The 16,403-nt window shown below is 64.3% G+C and carries 14 protein-coding genes; 2 read left to right on the top strand and 12 right to left on the bottom strand.

Annotation, left to right across the window (positions count from 1 at the left end; all coding sequences use genetic code 11):
- Nucleotides 1-81: 81 nt before the first annotated feature.
- A complete protein-coding gene (locus tag QFZ91_RS40270) occupies nucleotides 82-930 on the bottom strand; it encodes a hypothetical protein (protein ID WP_429570706.1) in 849 nt (282 codons plus the stop codon).
- Nucleotides 931-1,135: 205 nt separating this feature from the next.
- Between QFZ91_RS40270 and QFZ91_RS40265 the strand changes: the two genes are divergently transcribed.
- Nucleotides 1,136-1,561, top strand: a complete 426-nt coding sequence (locus QFZ91_RS40265; protein ID WP_176110443.1) for a CBS domain-containing protein — start codon at nucleotides 1,136-1,138, stop codon at nucleotides 1,559-1,561.
- A gap of 114 nt (nucleotides 1,562-1,675) precedes the next feature.
- Entirely contained in the window at nucleotides 1,676-1,903 is a 228-nt protein-coding gene (locus QFZ91_RS40260) for a PCC domain-containing protein (RefSeq protein WP_429570705.1), read from the top strand.
- Here the strand turns inward: QFZ91_RS40260 and QFZ91_RS40255 are convergent.
- From QFZ91_RS40255 to QFZ91_RS40205, 11 genes are all read right to left on the bottom strand, one after another.
- Entirely contained in the window at nucleotides 1,815-2,219 is a 405-nt protein-coding gene (locus QFZ91_RS40255) for a hypothetical protein (RefSeq protein ID WP_429570704.1), read from the bottom strand. The two genes, QFZ91_RS40260 and QFZ91_RS40255, sit on opposite strands and share 89 nt — an antisense overlap.
- Nucleotides 2,220-3,501: 1,282 nt before the next feature.
- Nucleotides 3,502-3,777, bottom strand: coding sequence for a DUF1016 N-terminal domain-containing protein (locus QFZ91_RS40250; protein WP_429570703.1), 276 nt, complete (start codon nucleotides 3,775-3,777; stop codon nucleotides 3,502-3,504).
- 340 nt (nucleotides 3,778-4,117) lie between these two features.
- Complete coding sequence (locus tag QFZ91_RS40245; protein ID WP_429570702.1) at nucleotides 4,118-5,248, bottom strand: alpha/beta hydrolase; 1,131 nt, start codon at nucleotides 5,246-5,248, stop codon at nucleotides 4,118-4,120.
- Between the two features lie 220 nt (nucleotides 5,249-5,468).
- Entirely contained in the window at nucleotides 5,469-8,654 is a 3,186-nt protein-coding gene (locus QFZ91_RS40240) for a multidrug efflux RND transporter permease subunit (protein ID WP_429570701.1), read from the bottom strand.
- Nucleotides 8,655-8,669: 15 nt separating this feature from the next.
- Complete coding sequence (locus QFZ91_RS40235; protein ID WP_429570700.1) at nucleotides 8,670-9,254, bottom strand: GNAT family N-acetyltransferase; 585 nt, start codon at nucleotides 9,252-9,254, stop codon at nucleotides 8,670-8,672.
- A gap of 47 nt (nucleotides 9,255-9,301) precedes the next feature.
- Nucleotides 9,302-9,799: a GNAT family N-acetyltransferase gene (locus tag QFZ91_RS40230; protein ID WP_429570699.1), complete on the bottom strand. Its 498-nt coding sequence runs from the start codon at nucleotides 9,797-9,799 to the stop codon at nucleotides 9,302-9,304.
- A 50-nt stretch (nucleotides 9,800-9,849) separates the two neighbouring features.
- Nucleotides 9,850-11,211, bottom strand: a complete 1,362-nt coding sequence (locus tag QFZ91_RS40225) for a TldD/PmbA family protein (RefSeq protein WP_429570698.1) — start codon at nucleotides 11,209-11,211, stop codon at nucleotides 9,850-9,852.
- Complete coding sequence (locus QFZ91_RS40220) at nucleotides 11,211-12,647, bottom strand: TldD/PmbA family protein (protein ID WP_429570697.1); 1,437 nt, start codon at nucleotides 12,645-12,647, stop codon at nucleotides 11,211-11,213. The genes QFZ91_RS40225 and QFZ91_RS40220 overlap by 1 nt, the downstream gene beginning before the upstream one ends.
- A complete protein-coding gene (locus QFZ91_RS40215; RefSeq protein WP_429570696.1) occupies nucleotides 12,644-14,287 on the bottom strand; it encodes an ABC transporter ATP-binding protein in 1,644 nt (547 codons plus the stop codon). Before QFZ91_RS40215 ends, QFZ91_RS40220 begins: the two co-directional genes overlap by 4 nt.
- Nucleotides 14,284-15,393, bottom strand: coding sequence for an ABC transporter permease (locus tag QFZ91_RS40210; protein WP_429570695.1), 1,110 nt, complete (start codon nucleotides 15,391-15,393; stop codon nucleotides 14,284-14,286). Before QFZ91_RS40210 ends, QFZ91_RS40215 begins: the two co-directional genes overlap by 4 nt.
- A complete protein-coding gene (locus QFZ91_RS40205; protein WP_429570694.1) occupies nucleotides 15,347-16,402 on the bottom strand; it encodes a microcin C ABC transporter permease YejB in 1,056 nt (351 codons plus the stop codon). The genes QFZ91_RS40210 and QFZ91_RS40205 overlap by 47 nt, the downstream gene beginning before the upstream one ends.
- Nucleotide 16,403 lies beyond the last annotated feature (1 nt).

Here is a 16,403-nt window from a genome sequence, read left to right as displayed (position 1 = left end):
TCCTACGCGCGCGTAAGCGGCCGTCACGCGCCGCCTCGCGCGCTGGTCTTTTCAATCGACCTTCGTTTGCGCAATCGACGATCACACCGGGCGATCGTCGAGAAGCGCCACGTACCTTGCAACCGAATCGGCCACCGCCCGCTTCGCATCGCGCTCGATCTCCGCATTCGCGAAACTGCCGTATACGGCGTCGTACGCTTCGCCGTCGAGCGCTTGTTCGATCGCGTGCACGCAGTTCGCCGACAAGGGTAAATAGTTTGGATAACTGTACATAAAAGAAACGTGCGAGCGTCCCGGCGTGACCTGCAGCACATCTCCAGATAGCAGCACACCCGCGCCGTTCGACCAGTGCATCACGGTTGCACCCGGAAAATGTCCGCCAACCCGCAACAGCGTCGCCTCGTCATTCAATGCGATGCGCTCGCCGGACCAGTACAGCAACGCGGGATCGTCGCGCATCACCCATTGCCTGTCGGCGTCGTGCAGCCAGACACGACAGCCGAAGGCTCGTGCCCATTCGACCATCGTCGCGTAGTAATGCGGATGCGAGATCGCCACTGCGCTGAGACCGCCCAACGCATCGACGATGTCGACCGTGGCATCGTCGAGCAGCGTAACGCAGTCCCATAGCACGTTGCCGGCAGCGGTGGTGGCCAGCAGCGCACGCTGTCCGATCGCGAATGGCGGTTGCGTGCGAATCTCGTACAGGCCAGCGCGTAGCCGCTTGAACGCGTTTGCGTGCTTGACGCGCAGGCTCGCGAGATCGGTCCATGTCTGACCTTCGCGCGGCACGAACTGACGAACGTCGCAACAGATTGCACATTGTCGCGGCGGTGTGCTCGACGGTGGATACTGCGTGCCGCAGGTCGGGCAGATGGGGCTCTGCGCGCCGTCAGCCTGGTTGCGTGGATTCCGTTTTACGCTATGCATGACACTGTCTGTGGGCGGCGTGGACTTCGGGCGCGGCGCTTGACTTGCAGCGGCTGGCGCACCGAAGCAACACACCTTTTAAACCCCATTTCTGGCATGACACGAATAGGTCGCCGCAATACCCATACCCAAACAACCAACCGCGTTTCTGGAATGGCCCGTGCTGCGATTGAAACTACAGTTCAACCTCTACGAGGAGCGAACCATGACCTCAGTAGCACAAGTAATGACTCGCGACGTCGCCACGATCGGCGCAGCGCAAAGTATTCAGCAAGCGGCGAAATTAATGGACGAACTGAACGTCGGCTCCTTGCCGGTTTGCGATGGCGCCAACCTCCTCGGTATGGTGACGGATCGCGATATCGTCGTGCGCGCGATCGCTGCAGGAATGTCGTCCGACGCGCCGATCGAGGACATTGTGAGCGGCCCGGTCAACTGGTGCTTCGAAGACGAGGACCTCGATGTAGCCCAAAAGAAAATGGAGGATGCGCAGATTCGCCGGCTACCCGTGGTGGATCGGGAAAAGCATCTCGTCGGCATCATCGCGCTCGGGGACCTTGCAACGACTGCGGACGGCGGCACTTCTTCGACGCTTTCCGCCGTATCCACGCCTTCGACGCCCGACCGCTGACGCGTCATTTGTCGCCCCGGCAAGTTGCGCGGTACTCACGACTGTCCTGAGTGCCGCAGGTGTTTGCAGGATGGGCCACGACACGATTCGCCCGGCCCTTTGTAAATTCGGGAATTGATCTCCATCCTGGGCGATGTCGCCAAGGGAGACGATGGCCGGCCATCGCTGCATCTGCACGGACTCCTTGGACTAAGAGGCGGCCGCACCGTCGGCGGCCACATTCAAGAACTGCACGTGCGTCCGACGCTCGAGGTCATGCTGGTCGAGGCACCGGCCCACCTGCGTCGAACGTCCCACAGCGAGCTCGGTGGGATCGCCTTGATCGCGCTGGATACAGGTTGATCGCTATGGCACGAATAGAATCGCCATAGGGGCCGTCGAAGGGGTAAACCGATGCGATGTAAAACGCGCTGCTCGCGGGCTTGTCGCGCGTTGCGTTCTGATCGACGGAAAAGACGATTTCCTTGCAGTCGAGCGCGCCGGTGCTCATCAGGCGGCTGACGGTCACGCGGCCGTGCTCGTCGTCTTCGGCACCCGCGATACCGGCGCCCGCGACCGCGCCTTCCGAGTACAACGAGCTAAAGCCGCTCAATGCGGACGACACCGCCAGCGCCAGCGCGATCAGCGCTGTTACGTGGGGGCGTTTGGCTGCCGACAACGGACTTCGCGTTGTCAGCCCACACCATGTTCTTTTGCATTTCTACCGTCTCTGCTCTACCGGTGCCGTCGATCACGCGCTTCGCGCGTAACAGTCTGCGGTGCAACGGTGCTCATCAACGATCGGGTCCACGACAGAAAATTGATCCATGCACTTGAGGCTTTCGAAGCGCAAGCGCAGTGTGCCACCGCCGACGGAGACATCTGAGCATACGACGTTCCAAAGCTCAGAGTGATCTGCGCCCTACGGCCGCCAGGCGCCGAGACTGAACTATCGAGTACCGACCACGGAAACGATAATGCGAACGGAGTCCGGCTTTTCGTCAGCTTCCGTGCGCGCCCCACCGCTCTTGCACAGGGCATTGAACGGCGTCGCTAAAGTTGCCTCTCGCCATCCTCGGGTGCTGCCACTTCGGCATTCAACACCGATCTTCATCATGCGCAGCTGCTCGATCGCGACTACCGGCTCGCGCATCAACGGCGAACTGAGAGCCTCGTACGACGACTGTAAGACGGTGGGCTCGCCTGTCTGCGTTCGGCAGGCTTTGGGCGTGCGCTAGCAGGTATAGATCGGCAGCTATCCGTGATGGTGAAGCACAGAGCGATGCCGCACTCCATGCTGCAGTGCGTAACGACGATCACGGCCGCGGCGAATGACGCCGCGGGCAACCGGCTGGCTACTGGCCGTCTTGCCTTGGGCCGTTCCGTGGTCTGTTGACGTCGCTGTTCGCGCCGTCACGGGTACCCATATTCAGACCATTGGCCTTGCGCTTGGAAGATCGCGTCGAAGGGCTAGTGCCCGCCGCACCGACGCCACTACCCGTGACGTCCGACGAATCGTATCCTCTTCCACTCGGGGTTTTCATCCGCCCCGCGCCGGCACGGGATGTTGCCGTCCCGTCAGCGCTGCCGCCGACTTGTGCGTATGTTATTGCCGGCAGTGCCACCACGAGAACCGAAACGAAAAACGTCTTACTTAGATGTTTCATGGCTCACTCAAAAGAGGATATTTCAAGCCAGCATCGGCCGTTCACATGAATGAAGCGCCGCAAGGGGCGTGCCTTAATCTCTCGAAAATGCCACCATGATGGCCGCCCGTCGCAGTGCCCGGCGATGGGGTTGCCGGCACTGCCGGTAAAGGCTCAGTCACTGTCACTGGTACCCATTTGATGTGCAGGTGGCTCTGGCGACGGAACGTCGGGGCCACGGCTACGACGTGCTCGCCCGGTTCGACGCAGAGGTGGACATGCTGAGACCGGCGAAGCCTCGCGGCGTCGCGGCCGTCAACCTTGATGAGCGCTCAAAGATATAGGGATCCTTGAGGGGCGTCGCGCGCGAGATCGGGCTGCGGGGGGCGGCAGCCGGTCGGCGAAATCCGTGACGGCGCTGCCAGCACGCGCATGTGCCACCGTCTCGATCTGCATCATCAGCACGCTGCGCGGCCAGCCGTGCTCGCGCGATTTTTCTGCGTACCAGAGCCGCTGGGCACCGTCGTCGAGCTTTTCAAGCAGCGTGGCGACATGCGCCCACGGGATTTTGTGTAACGGGCTTTTGCACAAGTTCCGGCTGCGGAAAGGCTCGCGCCAGCGCGCGCATGTATTTCAGGTTGCGCGAGGAGGATCCGCATGTCGGGAAAGGCTTCCTTAAAGTCCCGCGCGAGCCGGTCTACAACCCGGACCCCGAGACTTGCTGCTCCAGCCGCTCGAGAATGTCGCGGCCGGTCTGCCAATACAGGTGACCAACTCGCGATTTGCGCTGGCCAGGGCGCGCTGCCGCGCGCGCTCGACGGACTGTTTGAGCTCGGCAAACCAGTGAGGATAATCCTCAGCCCACGCGGGAGCGCCCAGGTCTTTGGTCATGCGTTCGGTCGCAAAACCCGCCTGGCACCCCAAACACAAATCACCGCACCTTTGCCGCCAAAGCCGCATCCATCGCTTCGCAGCCGGCGCGATCGAACAGCGCCGTCATGCCGCACGTCGATGCGTACATGCGCGTGCTGCTATGTCCGACGCCGGGCACTTCGACGACGCGCTGGCTGAAATCTCCACCGGAATGACCACCGCTTTGCGCGCGCAACCAGGCGACGTAGCTGAGTCCGCGCGCGAGGCGCGTTGGGCCTTCGGCCTCTGCGCCGCACGAGCGGTCCAGTTGCTTGTGGTTCGGGTCGTTGTCCGCAGTCCCGAGCAGGTAGACGATGTCCTGCGCCAGATAGTGCGCCTTGATGGCCGATGCCGAGACGGGTTGCTCGACATAGCGCGGCAGCTCGCCTTCGAGCCCATATTGCCAGCGGTCGAAGTGCGCGCACGATGCGGCTGTCGTCGCGACGGGCCGCGCTGCGTCGAAATACAGATACGACGACGGATTGGCTACCACGTATCGGATCGCGATGCCGTGCGCGAGCAGCGGCGCGTCGCCGCGGCCCACGGCCGCGTAACGCTGCACGTACTGTCCGCCCGCCGAGTGCCCGGCCAGCACGACCTGCTTGAGCGAGGGAAAGAGTCGCCGATCGGCAAGCCGCGTGAAGATCGTATCGATCACGCTGAACGAACTGATGGGTGCGGGGCCGTGCGCGTCGTAGCCCGTCTTCCAGCCATCTCGACCCCAGTGCAGCATGTCGCCGGGCAGGTGGTGGGCCTCGATGTCCGCGGCAATGAGGAATTGCGGCGTGACGACGATCGTGTGCTCCCCAGCCGCCCCTGCCTTGATTGCCGCATTGTCCGCCGAGGCCAGGTCTCGCCGCGGCCAGCCGTGAATGACCACGACCGCACGCGTCACGTCGGGCTGCGGCACCGACCAGTCGCGTGTCACGTGAATCGGGACGATGCCCCGCCCGGCCGGCGTCGCGACTTCGAACCGGCCGTCCAGCACGACCGGTACCGGCGAGAGTACCAACGGATCGATCTTCGGCGGCGCGGAAGCCGAGGCGGCGGCTTCGGTCGACGCCGCATGCTCCGCGCATCCCGCCGCTACCTGCAACAACAGCCCGACGGCGACGGAAGTCAGTACGCGTGTGCAGAGAGTGGTGAGCATGTCGGTCCTTTGCGTTGTCCGGCTATGAATTCCTTTAACGCAAGCGACGCGCGAATCCGTCGCGACCTGTTCCGTGGCGGCAAGCTAGTGTGCGACGTGCCAGGGAATCCCAACGCGATCTTCAGCCGACGGCGGTATTCGGAACGAATGCCACCCTGTGTCACTCGGTGAAAGGCACAAGGGTCTGGTCGCCCACTGCACTCGATTGCGCATAACTGCCCTAGTCGCCCTGCTTCACCTCCGCCGTGACGGCGCGATCGAGCGCGGCCTCCAGCGTGCGCCGTTTCCACGCCGACGTGCCCTCTGCGCGACGCCGCCTGCGCATGCCCCGCGTGCAGACATAGAACGAGACCGGCGTAAAAATCAACCCAAGTATTGTTGCGACAAGCATGCCACCGAACACACCCGTGCCAATCGAGTGGCGGCTTTCAGCGCCACCGCCCGTCGAGAACACGAGCGGCACGACACCGACCAGAAGTGCCGCCGACGTCATGACGATCGGCCGGAAGCGCATCGTGCACGCCTCGACGATCGCATCGGCGAGACCCTCTCCGCGCGCATGCAGATCGCGCGCGAACTGCACGATCAGAATCGCATTCTTGCCCGCGAGGCCGATGACGGTCACCACGCCGATCTTGAAGTAAATATCGTTCGGCAAACCGCGCAAGAACATCGCCGCAACGGCACCGATGATGCCGAGCGGCACGACAACCAGCACCGACAACGGAATCGTCCAGCTTTCGTAAAGCGCCGCGAGCGCCATGAACACGGCGAGCAGCGACAACGCCAGCAACTGCGGCGTTTGTTGCGCCGCCTGCGTCTCGGCGAGTGACAGGTCGGCCCACTCGAACCCGATCCCTTCGGGCAACTGGGCCGCGAGCCGCTCCATCTCGGCCATCGCGGCACCGGAGCTGTAACCGTTCGCGGCGCGGCCCGTCACGTCGAGCGCCGGGTAGCCGTTATAACGCGTCAGGACGCTCGGCCCGCGCGCCCAGCGCAGCGACGCGAAAGCCGAGAACGGCACCATCTTGCCCGCCTGGTTGCGCACCGTGAGCGCGAGCAGATCGGTGTCCGTCATCCGGGTCGCAGCATCGCCGCCGACGAGCACGCGCAGCATGCGTCCCCCCGCCGGGTAGTCGGCGATGTACGACGTGCCAAACGTCGCGCCGAGCACGTCGGCGATGGCATCGAACGACACGTCCATCGCATAGGCCTTCATGCGGTCGACCTCGACGGTTACGCGCGGCGCGTCAGGCAGCGTCTCCGAGTGCACGTCGGCCAGCATGCGGCTTTGCTTCGCGAGTTCGAGCAGGCGCTCGCGCGCCGCGTCGAGCACCTCCTTGCCCACGCCGCCGCGATCTTCGAGGTGGAACATAAAACCGTCGGCGTGGCCGAGCCCGGGCACCGATGGCGGCAACTGCGCGAACACTTCGCCGTCGAGGATCCTGGCGAATTCGCGGTTCAGTCTTTCGCGCAAGGTCACTGCATCGACATTGCGTCGTTCCCAGTCTTTCAGCGACACGAAGGCCATGCCGACGTTCTGCCCGCTGCCCGCGAAACTCCACCCGATCACCGAGGTCACGTTCTCGACGGCGGGCTCCCTGTGCAGGATCGATTCAACCCGGCGCAGCACCGCGAAGGTCCGCTCCTGCGAAGCACCGGACGGCAGCTGCACCATCACCTGAAGCTGCCCCTGGTCTTCCGTCGGCAAGAAGCCCCCGGGCATCGCCGCGTAGAGCACCGCCGCCGCACTGATCAGCGCGAGATGCACGGCGAAGGCCAGCTTCGAGCGCCCGAGCCATCGCGCCACCCAGACGCCGTAACGACGCGTCGCCTCATCGAAGCCCGAGGAGAACTTCGCAAGCCAGCGCACCGCGACACCGCCGCGCAAAGCGTTATGGTCCCGCGGCGGCTTGAGGAGATTCGCGCAGAGTGCAGGTGCGAGCGAAAGCGCCATGAACGCCGATACCAGAATCGCCGAGATCATCGCGATCGAGAACTGCCGGTAGATTCCGCCCACGCCGCCGCTGAAAAACGCCATCGGCAGGAAGACGGCAATGAGCACGGCCGTCACGCCGCCGATTGCGCCGCCGATCTGCCGCATCGCCTTGCGCGTCGCTTCGCGCGGCGCCAGTCCCTCCTCGTGCATGATCCGTTCGACGTTTTCCACGACGACGATCGCGTCATCGACGAGAATGCCGATCGCAAGCACGAGCCCGAATAACGTGAAGACGTTGATCGAGAGGCCGAACGCGTGCATGGCGAGGAACGAGCCCAACAGCGTGACTGGAATCACGACGGTCGGCACGAGCGCGTAGCGCAGTTCGCGCAGGAACAGCCACATCACGCAGAAGACGAGGACGATCGCCTCGCAGAGCGTCAGGACGACCTCCTTGATGGCAATCTTGACGAAGTGCGCGCCGTCGTAGGGAATCCGCACGTCGATGCCCGCTGGCAAGGTCTTCGACAATGCGTCGATGCGCGCGCGGATCGCGTTGGATGTGGCGAGCGCGTTGCCGAGCGGCCCGAGCTGGATGCCGACGGTCGCGGCCGAATGGCCGTTCAGGCGTGACCAGAAGGTATAGCTGTCGCGCCCAACCTCGACGCGGGCCACGTCGCCAAGCCGCACCACGCCCCCGCCCGGCTGCGCCTTCAGCACGACCGCGGCAAACTCGGCCGGTGTGCGCAACTGCCCATGCACGTTGACGGACGCGGTCAGCGCCTGCCCGGCCGTGGCTGGCGCATCGCCGATCGCGCCCGCCGTGACGCTCGAACTCTGCGCACGGATCGCGGCGCTGACGTCGGCGGGCGACAGGCTGTATTCGCGCAGCTTTACCGGATCGAGCCAGATACGCATCGCCTCGTCAGCGTCCCACAGTTCAGCCGAGCCGACGCCTGGCGTGCGTTTCAGTTCGCGCAGCAGATAACGGTTCAGATAGTCGCTCAATGTCGTGGAATCGCGTGTGCCGTCGGTCGACACCAGCGTGACGAGCATGAGGAACGTGTTCGCCGCGTTGAAGACACTGATGCCCTGCTGCACGACCTGCTGCGGCAAACGCGGTTCGACTTGCTTCAGGCGGTTCTGCACGTCGACCATGGCCAGGTCGGGATTCGTGCCGGGCGTGAACATGACATCGATCTCGAGCTCGCCGAGCGCGTCGCTCGTCGTCTCGTAGTACGAGAGTCCCGTTGCGCCGTCGAGGCTCTGCTCGATCAGGCTCGCGACGTCGCTGTCGATCTGCTCGGCTGTCGCGCCGGGGTAAGTCGCGGAGATGACGACGCGCGGCGGCGCAAGGCGCGGATACTGCGAGACTGGCAACTGCGTGATGGCAAGCGCACCGGCCACCATCACGGCGAACGCGATCACCCACGCGAAAACCGGTCTGTCGATGAAGAAGAAGGGCACGTGTGGAGTCCTGGGTCAGAGGGCTGCCGTGGAATCCGTGGGCACTTGTGCCGGACCGAATTCGGGCGCGCTGGCGATGCGCGCCATATGGAAGACGTCGTGCAGCGCACCGTCGCGTACAGCGTCGGCCCGTGCGCGCGCTTCCATCACGAAGCCGAACTTCTGGTACAGCGCGATCGCCGGGGCATTGTCCGCGAATACGCTGAGCTCGATGCGGCGCAGGCCGAGCGCATTGTCGGCGGCTTCGAGTAGCGCACCGAGTAGCAGCGAGCCCACGCCGCAGCCGTGATACGCGTCGTGCACCGCGATGCCAAGCGAAGCGCTGTGCGCGCGCCGCCCCGTGTGCACCATGAGTCCAGCCTGTCCGATCACACGTCCGTCACATTCGGCGAGGACTATCATCGAATTCGCTGCGAGATTCTCGAGCCAGTCGCGCAGCGATGCGGCGGTGCGATAACCGTGCGAAAGAATGTCGGGCCGCACACCAGGCAGGTTCATGAGCGCGGCGATCGCCTCGCAATCATCGAGTTCGGCAGCGCGTAGACGCACCGTCTTCGCGAACGCGACGTGGGCCGCCACGGCTTCACCATGGTGATTCATCGAGCGTCACTCCGTAATGTGAGGCAGTGGCGCGCTCAGGCGCCCCATCAGATACGCATCGACACGGACGCCCTGGCGCAGCGTATAGCCACGCAGCCGCCCTTCGATCTCGAAGCCGGACTTGCGATACAGCGCGATGGCGGCATCGTTGTCGACGAACACCTTGAGTTCGAGCCGACGCAGGCCGAGCCAGTTGTGGCCAGATCGATCACTTCGCCCACGAGGCGTGTGGCCACGCCTCGACGCCGCCGGTCGCCGTGTACGCCGACGCCGATCGCGCCGACGTGAGCCCGACGAGTCCTGCCGACCTCGATCTGGGCGTGGCCGATCAACTGCTCGCCCACCCAGGCGCCGATTTCGATGTGCTGCGGCGGACGCTTCTCGATCCACTCGCGCGTGGATTCCACCGAGTGAAAGGGTGTTTGTGGATCGCCGTGCGACATCGACGGCGCGTAGATCAACGCGTGCAACTGTTTGGCGTCGCGCACGCCAATCGCGCACAGCGTGAGCGGCTCGCCTTGGTCCGAAGTTGAGTCGGTCGACATCTGTGCCTCCTTGTTGTTTTACGTCGCGCTGACCTGGCCTGCGCGCCGCGCTACAACACAAGCTCGAACGACTTCACCAGCGCGCCTGGCAGTTGCATGCCGCCGGCCGCGCGTTGTCCCCACGTAGAGTCCGAGAGCAGCAGTTCCGTACGTGCGCCCAGCGCTTCGAGACGTTCGCCAAAGAGGCCATAGAGGCTGTCGTCGAAGCGCATCGCGTCGACGGGCGCAACGATCTCGCCGTCCTCCACCCAGAAGGTCGCGAAGCGCGTCATGCCGGTCAGTCGACAATTCATGCGGTCCGAGAAGTTCACGTACCACAGGTTGCCGACATAAAGTCCGGTACCGAGGCGTGCGAGCACGTCGTCCTCGACGAGGTCGCCGCCGGCCATCGCAAGCGAGGTGGGCAGTTCCTCCGGCAGTGCGCCGTTCGGTTCGAGCCCGCACTCGCGCGCAGAACGCGCGCTCGTTAGCTGGCCAACGCTGCGACCCGCGTCTATCAGTGGCACGCTCTCGCGTAGATAGCCGTCGTCGTTGAAACCGGGTGCGATGCCAAGTTCAAGCGATTCCGCAAACGCCACGCGCGTGTCGAACGCGGACGCGCCGGTGTGGAGCTTGTAGAGTGAACTCATCGAGTTCGCCTGGGCACGCGCCGAAAAGCCATTCGAGGCCATCGATTCGACCAGCTCCGAAAGCGCCGCCGGTGCGAGCCAGGCGCGATAGCCGCCCGGCGTGAGCACGCGCGGCGTACGCAGCAACACGGGCAAGCGCGCCGCCGCCTCGCTCACCTTGCCCGCGAACACGACGTCGTCCCACGCGTCGCCCGCGTAGGTCGTCTTGATCGCGCGCCCGTTGGGCTGATAGAGGGACCAGCTGAAATTGAAATTCTCCACTTCGTACCAGCCGCGGCTACCCGAGGTCGAGGCGAAGCCGCGCAAGACCGTGCCGCCCGCGTAGAAGCCCACGAAATCGAGACCCTGCGCACACTGCGCGACGAGTTCGACGAGCGCTTGCGGCTCCGGCAGCCTGCCGCTGCGCTGCGTGCTGCGCGACCACGCCGTGCTATCGAACAGCACATGCGGATCGTCGGGCGCGTCCAGCAGGCTTTCGCGCAGCGCCGCGAGCGCTTTGTCCACATCACGCACGTCAGCGTGGGTGTCGCCGCTCAGGTCGAGCGTGAAATACGCCTGACGCGCACCGTTCACGAGCCGCAGTGTCAATCGCCCCTGCTCCACCCGACCGCTTTGCCGCACCTTGCCCGCGTTGAAGCGGATGAAATCCGACTGCTCGCCCGCAAACGAACTGAGCACGGTCTCCCCGGGTCGGCGCAGGCGCTCAATCGCGCCGGCGAGCATCATGAAACGCGCGTGCCAGTCGATCGCCTCGACGCCGCGCGGGAAAAGCATCTCGGTCATCACGCGCCTCCGAATACTTCGACGTTCGAAAACACACATGCGGGCGATGCATGTCCCACGCGGATCACCTGCGCGGGTTCGCCCTTGCCGCACATCGGCGTGCCGTAGATTTCGCGCGTGGATGCATCGCCAACCGCGGCGAGGCTGCGCCAGAAGCTCGAAGAAACGCCGCGATAGTTCGGACGCTTGACGACCTGCGCGAGCTTGCCGTTCTCTATCAGCTGGCCGAATTCGCAGCCGAACTGGAACTTGTTGCGATGATCGTCGATGGACCAGGACGTGTTGGTTTTCATAAGGATGCCATGCTCGATGCCCGCGATCAGCACGTCGAGCGACGATTCACCGGGTTCAATGTTGAGGTTCGCCATGCGGTCGATGGGCGGCCGGTTCCAGTTGGATGCGCGCGAGTTCGCCACGCCGGGCAGTCCCGCCCGCTGCTGTGACAGCGCGCCGCCGAGCGGCCGTTCGAGCACGCCGGCACGAATCAGATATTGGCGGCTGGCCGCGCTGCCGTCGTCGTCGAACGCGTAGGCGGCGGCCTCCTCGCGCACATCCGGGTCGAAGGTCACGTTCAGCAATTCCGAGCCGTACTGGTAGTGGCCGAACATCTCCGGCTTCACGAAGCTCCAGCCCGCGAAATTGCGCTCGTCGCCGAGAATGCGGTCGAGTTCGAGTGGATGGCCAATCGATTCGTGAATTTGCAGCATCATCTGGTCGGGCATCAGCAGCAGGTCGCGGCGGCCGCTGGGACAGTTCGGCGCGGCCAGCAGTTGCAGCGCCTCGTCGGCCACGCGCGCACCCGCGCCGTCAAAGCCGTAGCGCGCGAGGATTTCCATGCCGCCCTGCGCGAGCGTCCCATAGTGGCCCGCGAGCGTTCGCTCCTGGGTGTCGCCATCGCCGTGCGCGACTGCCGAAAGGCTCGGCATGAGAAAGCGCAACTGTTGATCGATGCGCACGCCATCGCTCGTCACGTAAAGCTGATCGCAGTGCGTCACTTGCATGCCGGCCACGCGCTCGATGATGCGCTCGCCCAGGTTTGCAGCCGCGCATTCGTGCGCGAGCCGTTCAAGCCATTCGCGCCGCGACGGCAGAGCGCCCTGTGCATTCGGTGACACATAGCTGCCGCTTTGCGTCGGCCGCGCAATCTCGCGATGGTCGATGAGCGTGTGTGCCGCGCTCGCCTGCGCACGTGCGGTGGCGATGCCGAGCGCGCGTTGCAGGCCGCTTGCCGAAAGATCCGCGGTCGCCGCATAGCCCGCGCCCGCACCGGCCCACGCCGTTACCATCGCGCCGCGCTCGCGTGCGGTGGAAAGCGGCAGGGCCACGTCGTTGCGCACGACGTGCTCGTCCTTGCGTTCGTCCACGAAACGCACCGACCAGAAATCGGCATCGCTGCGCAATGCGCGCGCGGCCGATGTCCAGAGTTCTTCGATCATGCAATGTTCTCCTTGAGCGCTGCGGCGTTCTGCAGAATCGACGCCGCGAGCAACGACTGGGTATAGGGATGCGAAGGTGCGTCGAACACCTCGAGCGTGTCGCCGGTCTCCACGATCCGGCCGGCTTTCATGACGACCACGCGGTGCGCCATCGCCCGCATCACGGCCAGATCGTGCGTGATGAAGAGGTAGCTGAGCCCATACTTTTTCTGCAAACGCGTCAGCAGGCCGAGCACTTGCTGCTGCACCGAGACGTCCAGCGCACTCGTCGGTTCGTCGAGCACGATCAATTCGGGCTCTACGGCAAGCGCACGCGCAATTGCGATCCGCTGCCGCTGGCCTCCCGAGAATTCGTGCGGATAACGCAGCAGCACGTCGGCGGGCAAACCGACCTCCTGGAGCAGCTCCACGATACGCGCCCTACGCTCCGCTGCATCGAGATGCGGACGATGAACCCGCAACCCCTCGCCGACGATCTGCTCGATCGTCATGCGCGGCGAAAGCGAGCCGAACGGATCCTGGAACACCACCTGCATGCGCGCGCACAGTGCACGCCAGGCCTTGCTCGACGAGCGGTATTCGCGCAGCGACTTGCCGGCCACCTTGACGTCGCCGGTTGCTGGCCGTTGCAAGCCGAGCACGGTCGATGCGAGCGTCGACTTGCCGGAGCCGGATTCCCCGACGATGCCGAGCGTCTCGCCGCGGCGCAGCGTGAGATCGACTTCGTGCAGCGCGCGGAACGCCGTCCTGCCGAGCAACGACCGCCAGCCTTTTGCGTTCGTTCGATAGTCGACCGCGAGCCCCTCGATCGACAGCACGTTCTGCGCATCGTCAGGCACGGTCTCGATTGCGCGACGCGGCTCACTGTCGAGCAATCGCTTCGTATAGGGATGCTGCGGATTCGCGAACAGCGCCTCGGTCGTATTCGTTTCGACGAGCACGCCCTTCTCCATGACGGCGACGCGCTGCGCGAACCGCCGCACCAGATTCAGATCATGCGTGATCAACAGCACGGCCATGCCGCGCTCTTGCGCCTCCTGCTCCTGCAAGCCGATCAGCAGGTCGACGATTTGTTGGCGGACGGTCACGTCGAGCGCCGTGGTCGGCTCGTCGGCCAGCAGCAGGCGCGGACGGCACGCGAGCGCCATCGCGATCATCGCGCGCTGGCGCTGGCCCCCCGAGAGCTGGTGCGGGTAGCTGTCGATGCGGCGTTCGGGCTCGGGAATGCCCGTACGGCGCAGCAACTCGATGCCGCGCTCGCGCGCCGCGTTCGGGCGCAGCCCCTCATGCAGCCGCAGGCTCTCCGCGATCTGCTGGCCCACCGTATAGAGCGGATTGAGCGCCGTCATCGGCTCCTGAAACACCATCGCGATATCGGCGCCGCGTACGCCGCGCATCTGCCGTTCGCTCTTCGTCAGCAGGTCCTCTCCATCGAAGACGATGCGGCCAGTGTGCTTGGCATCGCGCACGAGGCGCAGGACCGACAGCGCCGTCACGCTCTTGCCTGAGCCCGATTCGCCGACGAGCGCGACACGCTCGCCGCGGCAGATCGCGAGGTTAACTTCGAACACGCATTGTCGGTCGCCGAACGAGACGCAGAAATCTTCGATGCTGAGCAGAGGCTTGCAATTTTCGCTCATTGGCCACCTCCGAACGCCGAGCCGCGGTTGCGGGTATCGAGCGCGTTGCGTAGCGCGTCGCCCATGAACGTCAGGAGCAGCAGCGTGGCGACGAGCGCCGTGAACACCGATACCGAGATCCACCAGGCGTCCAGATTGTTCTTGCCCTCCTGCAACAGCTCGCCGAGGCTCGGCGTGGGTGGCGGAACGCCGAGCCCGAGAAAGTCCAGGCTCGTCAATGAAAGGATCGCAGCGCTCATGCGAAACGGCAGGAACGTGATGACCGGTGTCAGGCTGTTCGGCAATATGTGACGCCAGATGATCTGCCAGTTCGAGAGTCCCATCGTGCGCGCGGCCTTCACATAGTCGAGCGCGCGGTTGCGCAGGAATTCCGCGCGCACGTAGTCGGACAACAGCAGCCAGCCGAACATCGACAGCAGGATGAACAGCAGCCAAAGCGTCGGCTCGAAGATCGAAGCGAAGATGATGAGCAGATAGAGGTCCGGCATCGAAGACCAGATTTCGATCAGGCGCTGGCCGATGAGGTCGGTCCGTCCACCGTAGAAGCCCTGCAACGCGCCCGTCAACACGCCGAAGAACACGCCTGACAAGGTCAGCGCGATCGCCATCAGCACCGACACCCGAAAGCCGTAGAGCAACCGCGCGAGCACGTCGCGCCCGAACTGATCGGTGCCGAGCCAGTTCGCCGCGCTCGGCGGGGCCGGAAACGGCCGCTCGGCGAAATAGTCGATCGTGTCGTAGTAGTTGTGGTTCGGCGCATAGACCGCGAAATTCCCGCTTGCCTCCAGGCGGGAGCGGATATACGGATCGAGATAGTTCGTCTTCGCGGGGAAATCACCGCCGAACTGCGTCTCCGGATACTCCTTCAGGATCGGGAAGTAGTAGTGTCCGTCGTAGCGCACGATGAGCGGCTTGTCGTTGGCTAGCAGTTCGCCGGTAAGGCTGACGACGAACAGCGCGACGAACACGATCAGGCTCCAGTAGCCGAGCTTCTGGCTTTTGAAGCGCAGCCACGTGCGTCGCCACGGCGAGACTGGCGCGGCCGGCGCCGCGGGCGCCTCAGCGGTCCACGCTGTCGAATTGGATGCGGGGGTCGACGATGACATAGCAGACATCAGCAATGAGTTTGGTTAGAAGGCCGATCAGGGTGAAGAGAAACAGCGAGCCGAGCACCACGGGGTAGTCACGGCGAATCACCGAGTCGTAAGACAGCTGCCCCATGCCGTCGAGCGAGAACAGCGTCTCGATCAGCAGGTTGCCGTTCAGGAACGCGCCGACGAACGCAGCGGGCAGGCCCGTCAACAGCGGAATGGCGGCGTTGCGCAGCACGTGCTTCCACAACACGTCGCGCTCGGGCGCGCCTTTGGCGCGCGCCGTCAGCACGTATTGCCGGCCGATCTCTTCGAGAAATGTGTTCTTCGTCAGTATCGTCACGATCGCGAAGTTGCCGACCACGGACGCCGTCACGGGCAGCACCATGTGCCAGACGTAATCGAGCACCTTGCCCACGGCGGACAGATCGGCGAAGTCGTCGGATGTGAGTCCGCGCATCGGAAAGAGCTGCCAGAACGTGCCGCCGCCGAACAGCATCAGCAACAGCACGCCGAGCACGAATCCGGGAATCGCGTAGCCGACGAGGACGAGTACGCTCGTCACCGCATCGAAGCGCGAGCCGTTGCGCACGGCTTTGGCGATGCCGAGCGGCACGGCCACCGCGTAAGTCAGCATCACGGTCCAGAGCCCAAGCGAAATGGAGACTGGCAACTTGCTGCGGATGACCTCCCACACGCTCTTGTGCTGGAAGTACGACTGACCGAGATCGAACGTCGCGAAATTCTTCAACATCAGCAGGTAACGCGTGTGCGCTGGTTTGTCGAAACCGAATTGCTTCTTGATCTGCTCGATCTGCTGCGGGTCGAGGCCCTGGTTGCCGTGATAGCCGCTGCCGCCGCCACCGCCATCCGCACCCTGGCGCGACTGGCCGTGACGAAGCTGGGTCACCATCTGCTCCACCGGCCCGCCCGGCACGAACTGGGTCACGACGAAAGTCAGCGTGACGACACCGATGATCGTCGGCACCATCAACAGCAGACGTCTGAGAATGTAGGCGAACATG

The organism is Paraburkholderia sp. JPY419 (assembly GCF_050435705.1).
In the GTDB taxonomy this organism is placed as follows: domain Bacteria; phylum Pseudomonadota; class Gammaproteobacteria; order Burkholderiales; family Burkholderiaceae; genus Paraburkholderia; species Paraburkholderia youngii.
The sequence above is the reverse complement of the archived record's forward strand: the minus strand, read 5'-3'. Positions and strand labels throughout refer to the sequence as shown.

What these genes read in the sequence shown, in the direction of transcription:
- QFZ91_RS40270 (WP_429570706.1), bottom strand. Translation starts at nt 930, where the DNA reads ATGCATAGCGTAAAACGGAATCCACGCAACCAGGCTGACGGCGCGCAG.
- QFZ91_RS40265 (WP_176110443.1), top strand. Translation starts at nt 1,136, where the DNA reads ATGACCTCAGTAGCACAAGTAATGACTCGCGACGTCGCCACGATCGGC.
- QFZ91_RS40245 (WP_429570702.1), bottom strand. Translation starts at nt 5,248, where the DNA reads ATGCTCACCACTCTCTGCACACGCGTACTGACTTCCGTCGCCGTCGGG.
- QFZ91_RS40235 (WP_429570700.1), bottom strand. Translation starts at nt 9,254, where the DNA reads ATGAATCACCATGGTGAAGCCGTGGCGGCCCACGTCGCGTTCGCGAAG.
- QFZ91_RS40230 (WP_429570699.1), bottom strand. Translation starts at nt 9,799, where the DNA reads ATGTCGACCGACTCAACTTCGGACCAAGGCGAGCCGCTCACGCTGTGC.
- QFZ91_RS40225 (WP_429570698.1), bottom strand. Translation starts at nt 11,211, where the DNA reads ATGACCGAGATGCTTTTCCCGCGCGGCGTCGAGGCGATCGACTGGCAC.
- QFZ91_RS40220 (WP_429570697.1), bottom strand. Translation starts at nt 12,647, where the DNA reads ATGATCGAAGAACTCTGGACATCGGCCGCGCGCGCATTGCGCAGCGAT.
- QFZ91_RS40215 (WP_429570696.1), bottom strand. Translation starts at nt 14,287, where the DNA reads ATGAGCGAAAATTGCAAGCCTCTGCTCAGCATCGAAGATTTCTGCGTC.
- QFZ91_RS40210 (WP_429570695.1), bottom strand. Translation starts at nt 15,393, where the DNA reads ATGTCATCGTCGACCCCCGCATCCAATTCGACAGCGTGGACCGCTGAG.
- QFZ91_RS40205 (WP_429570694.1), bottom strand. Translation starts at nt 16,402, where the DNA reads ATGTTCGCCTACATTCTCAGACGTCTGCTGTTGATGGTGCCGACGATC.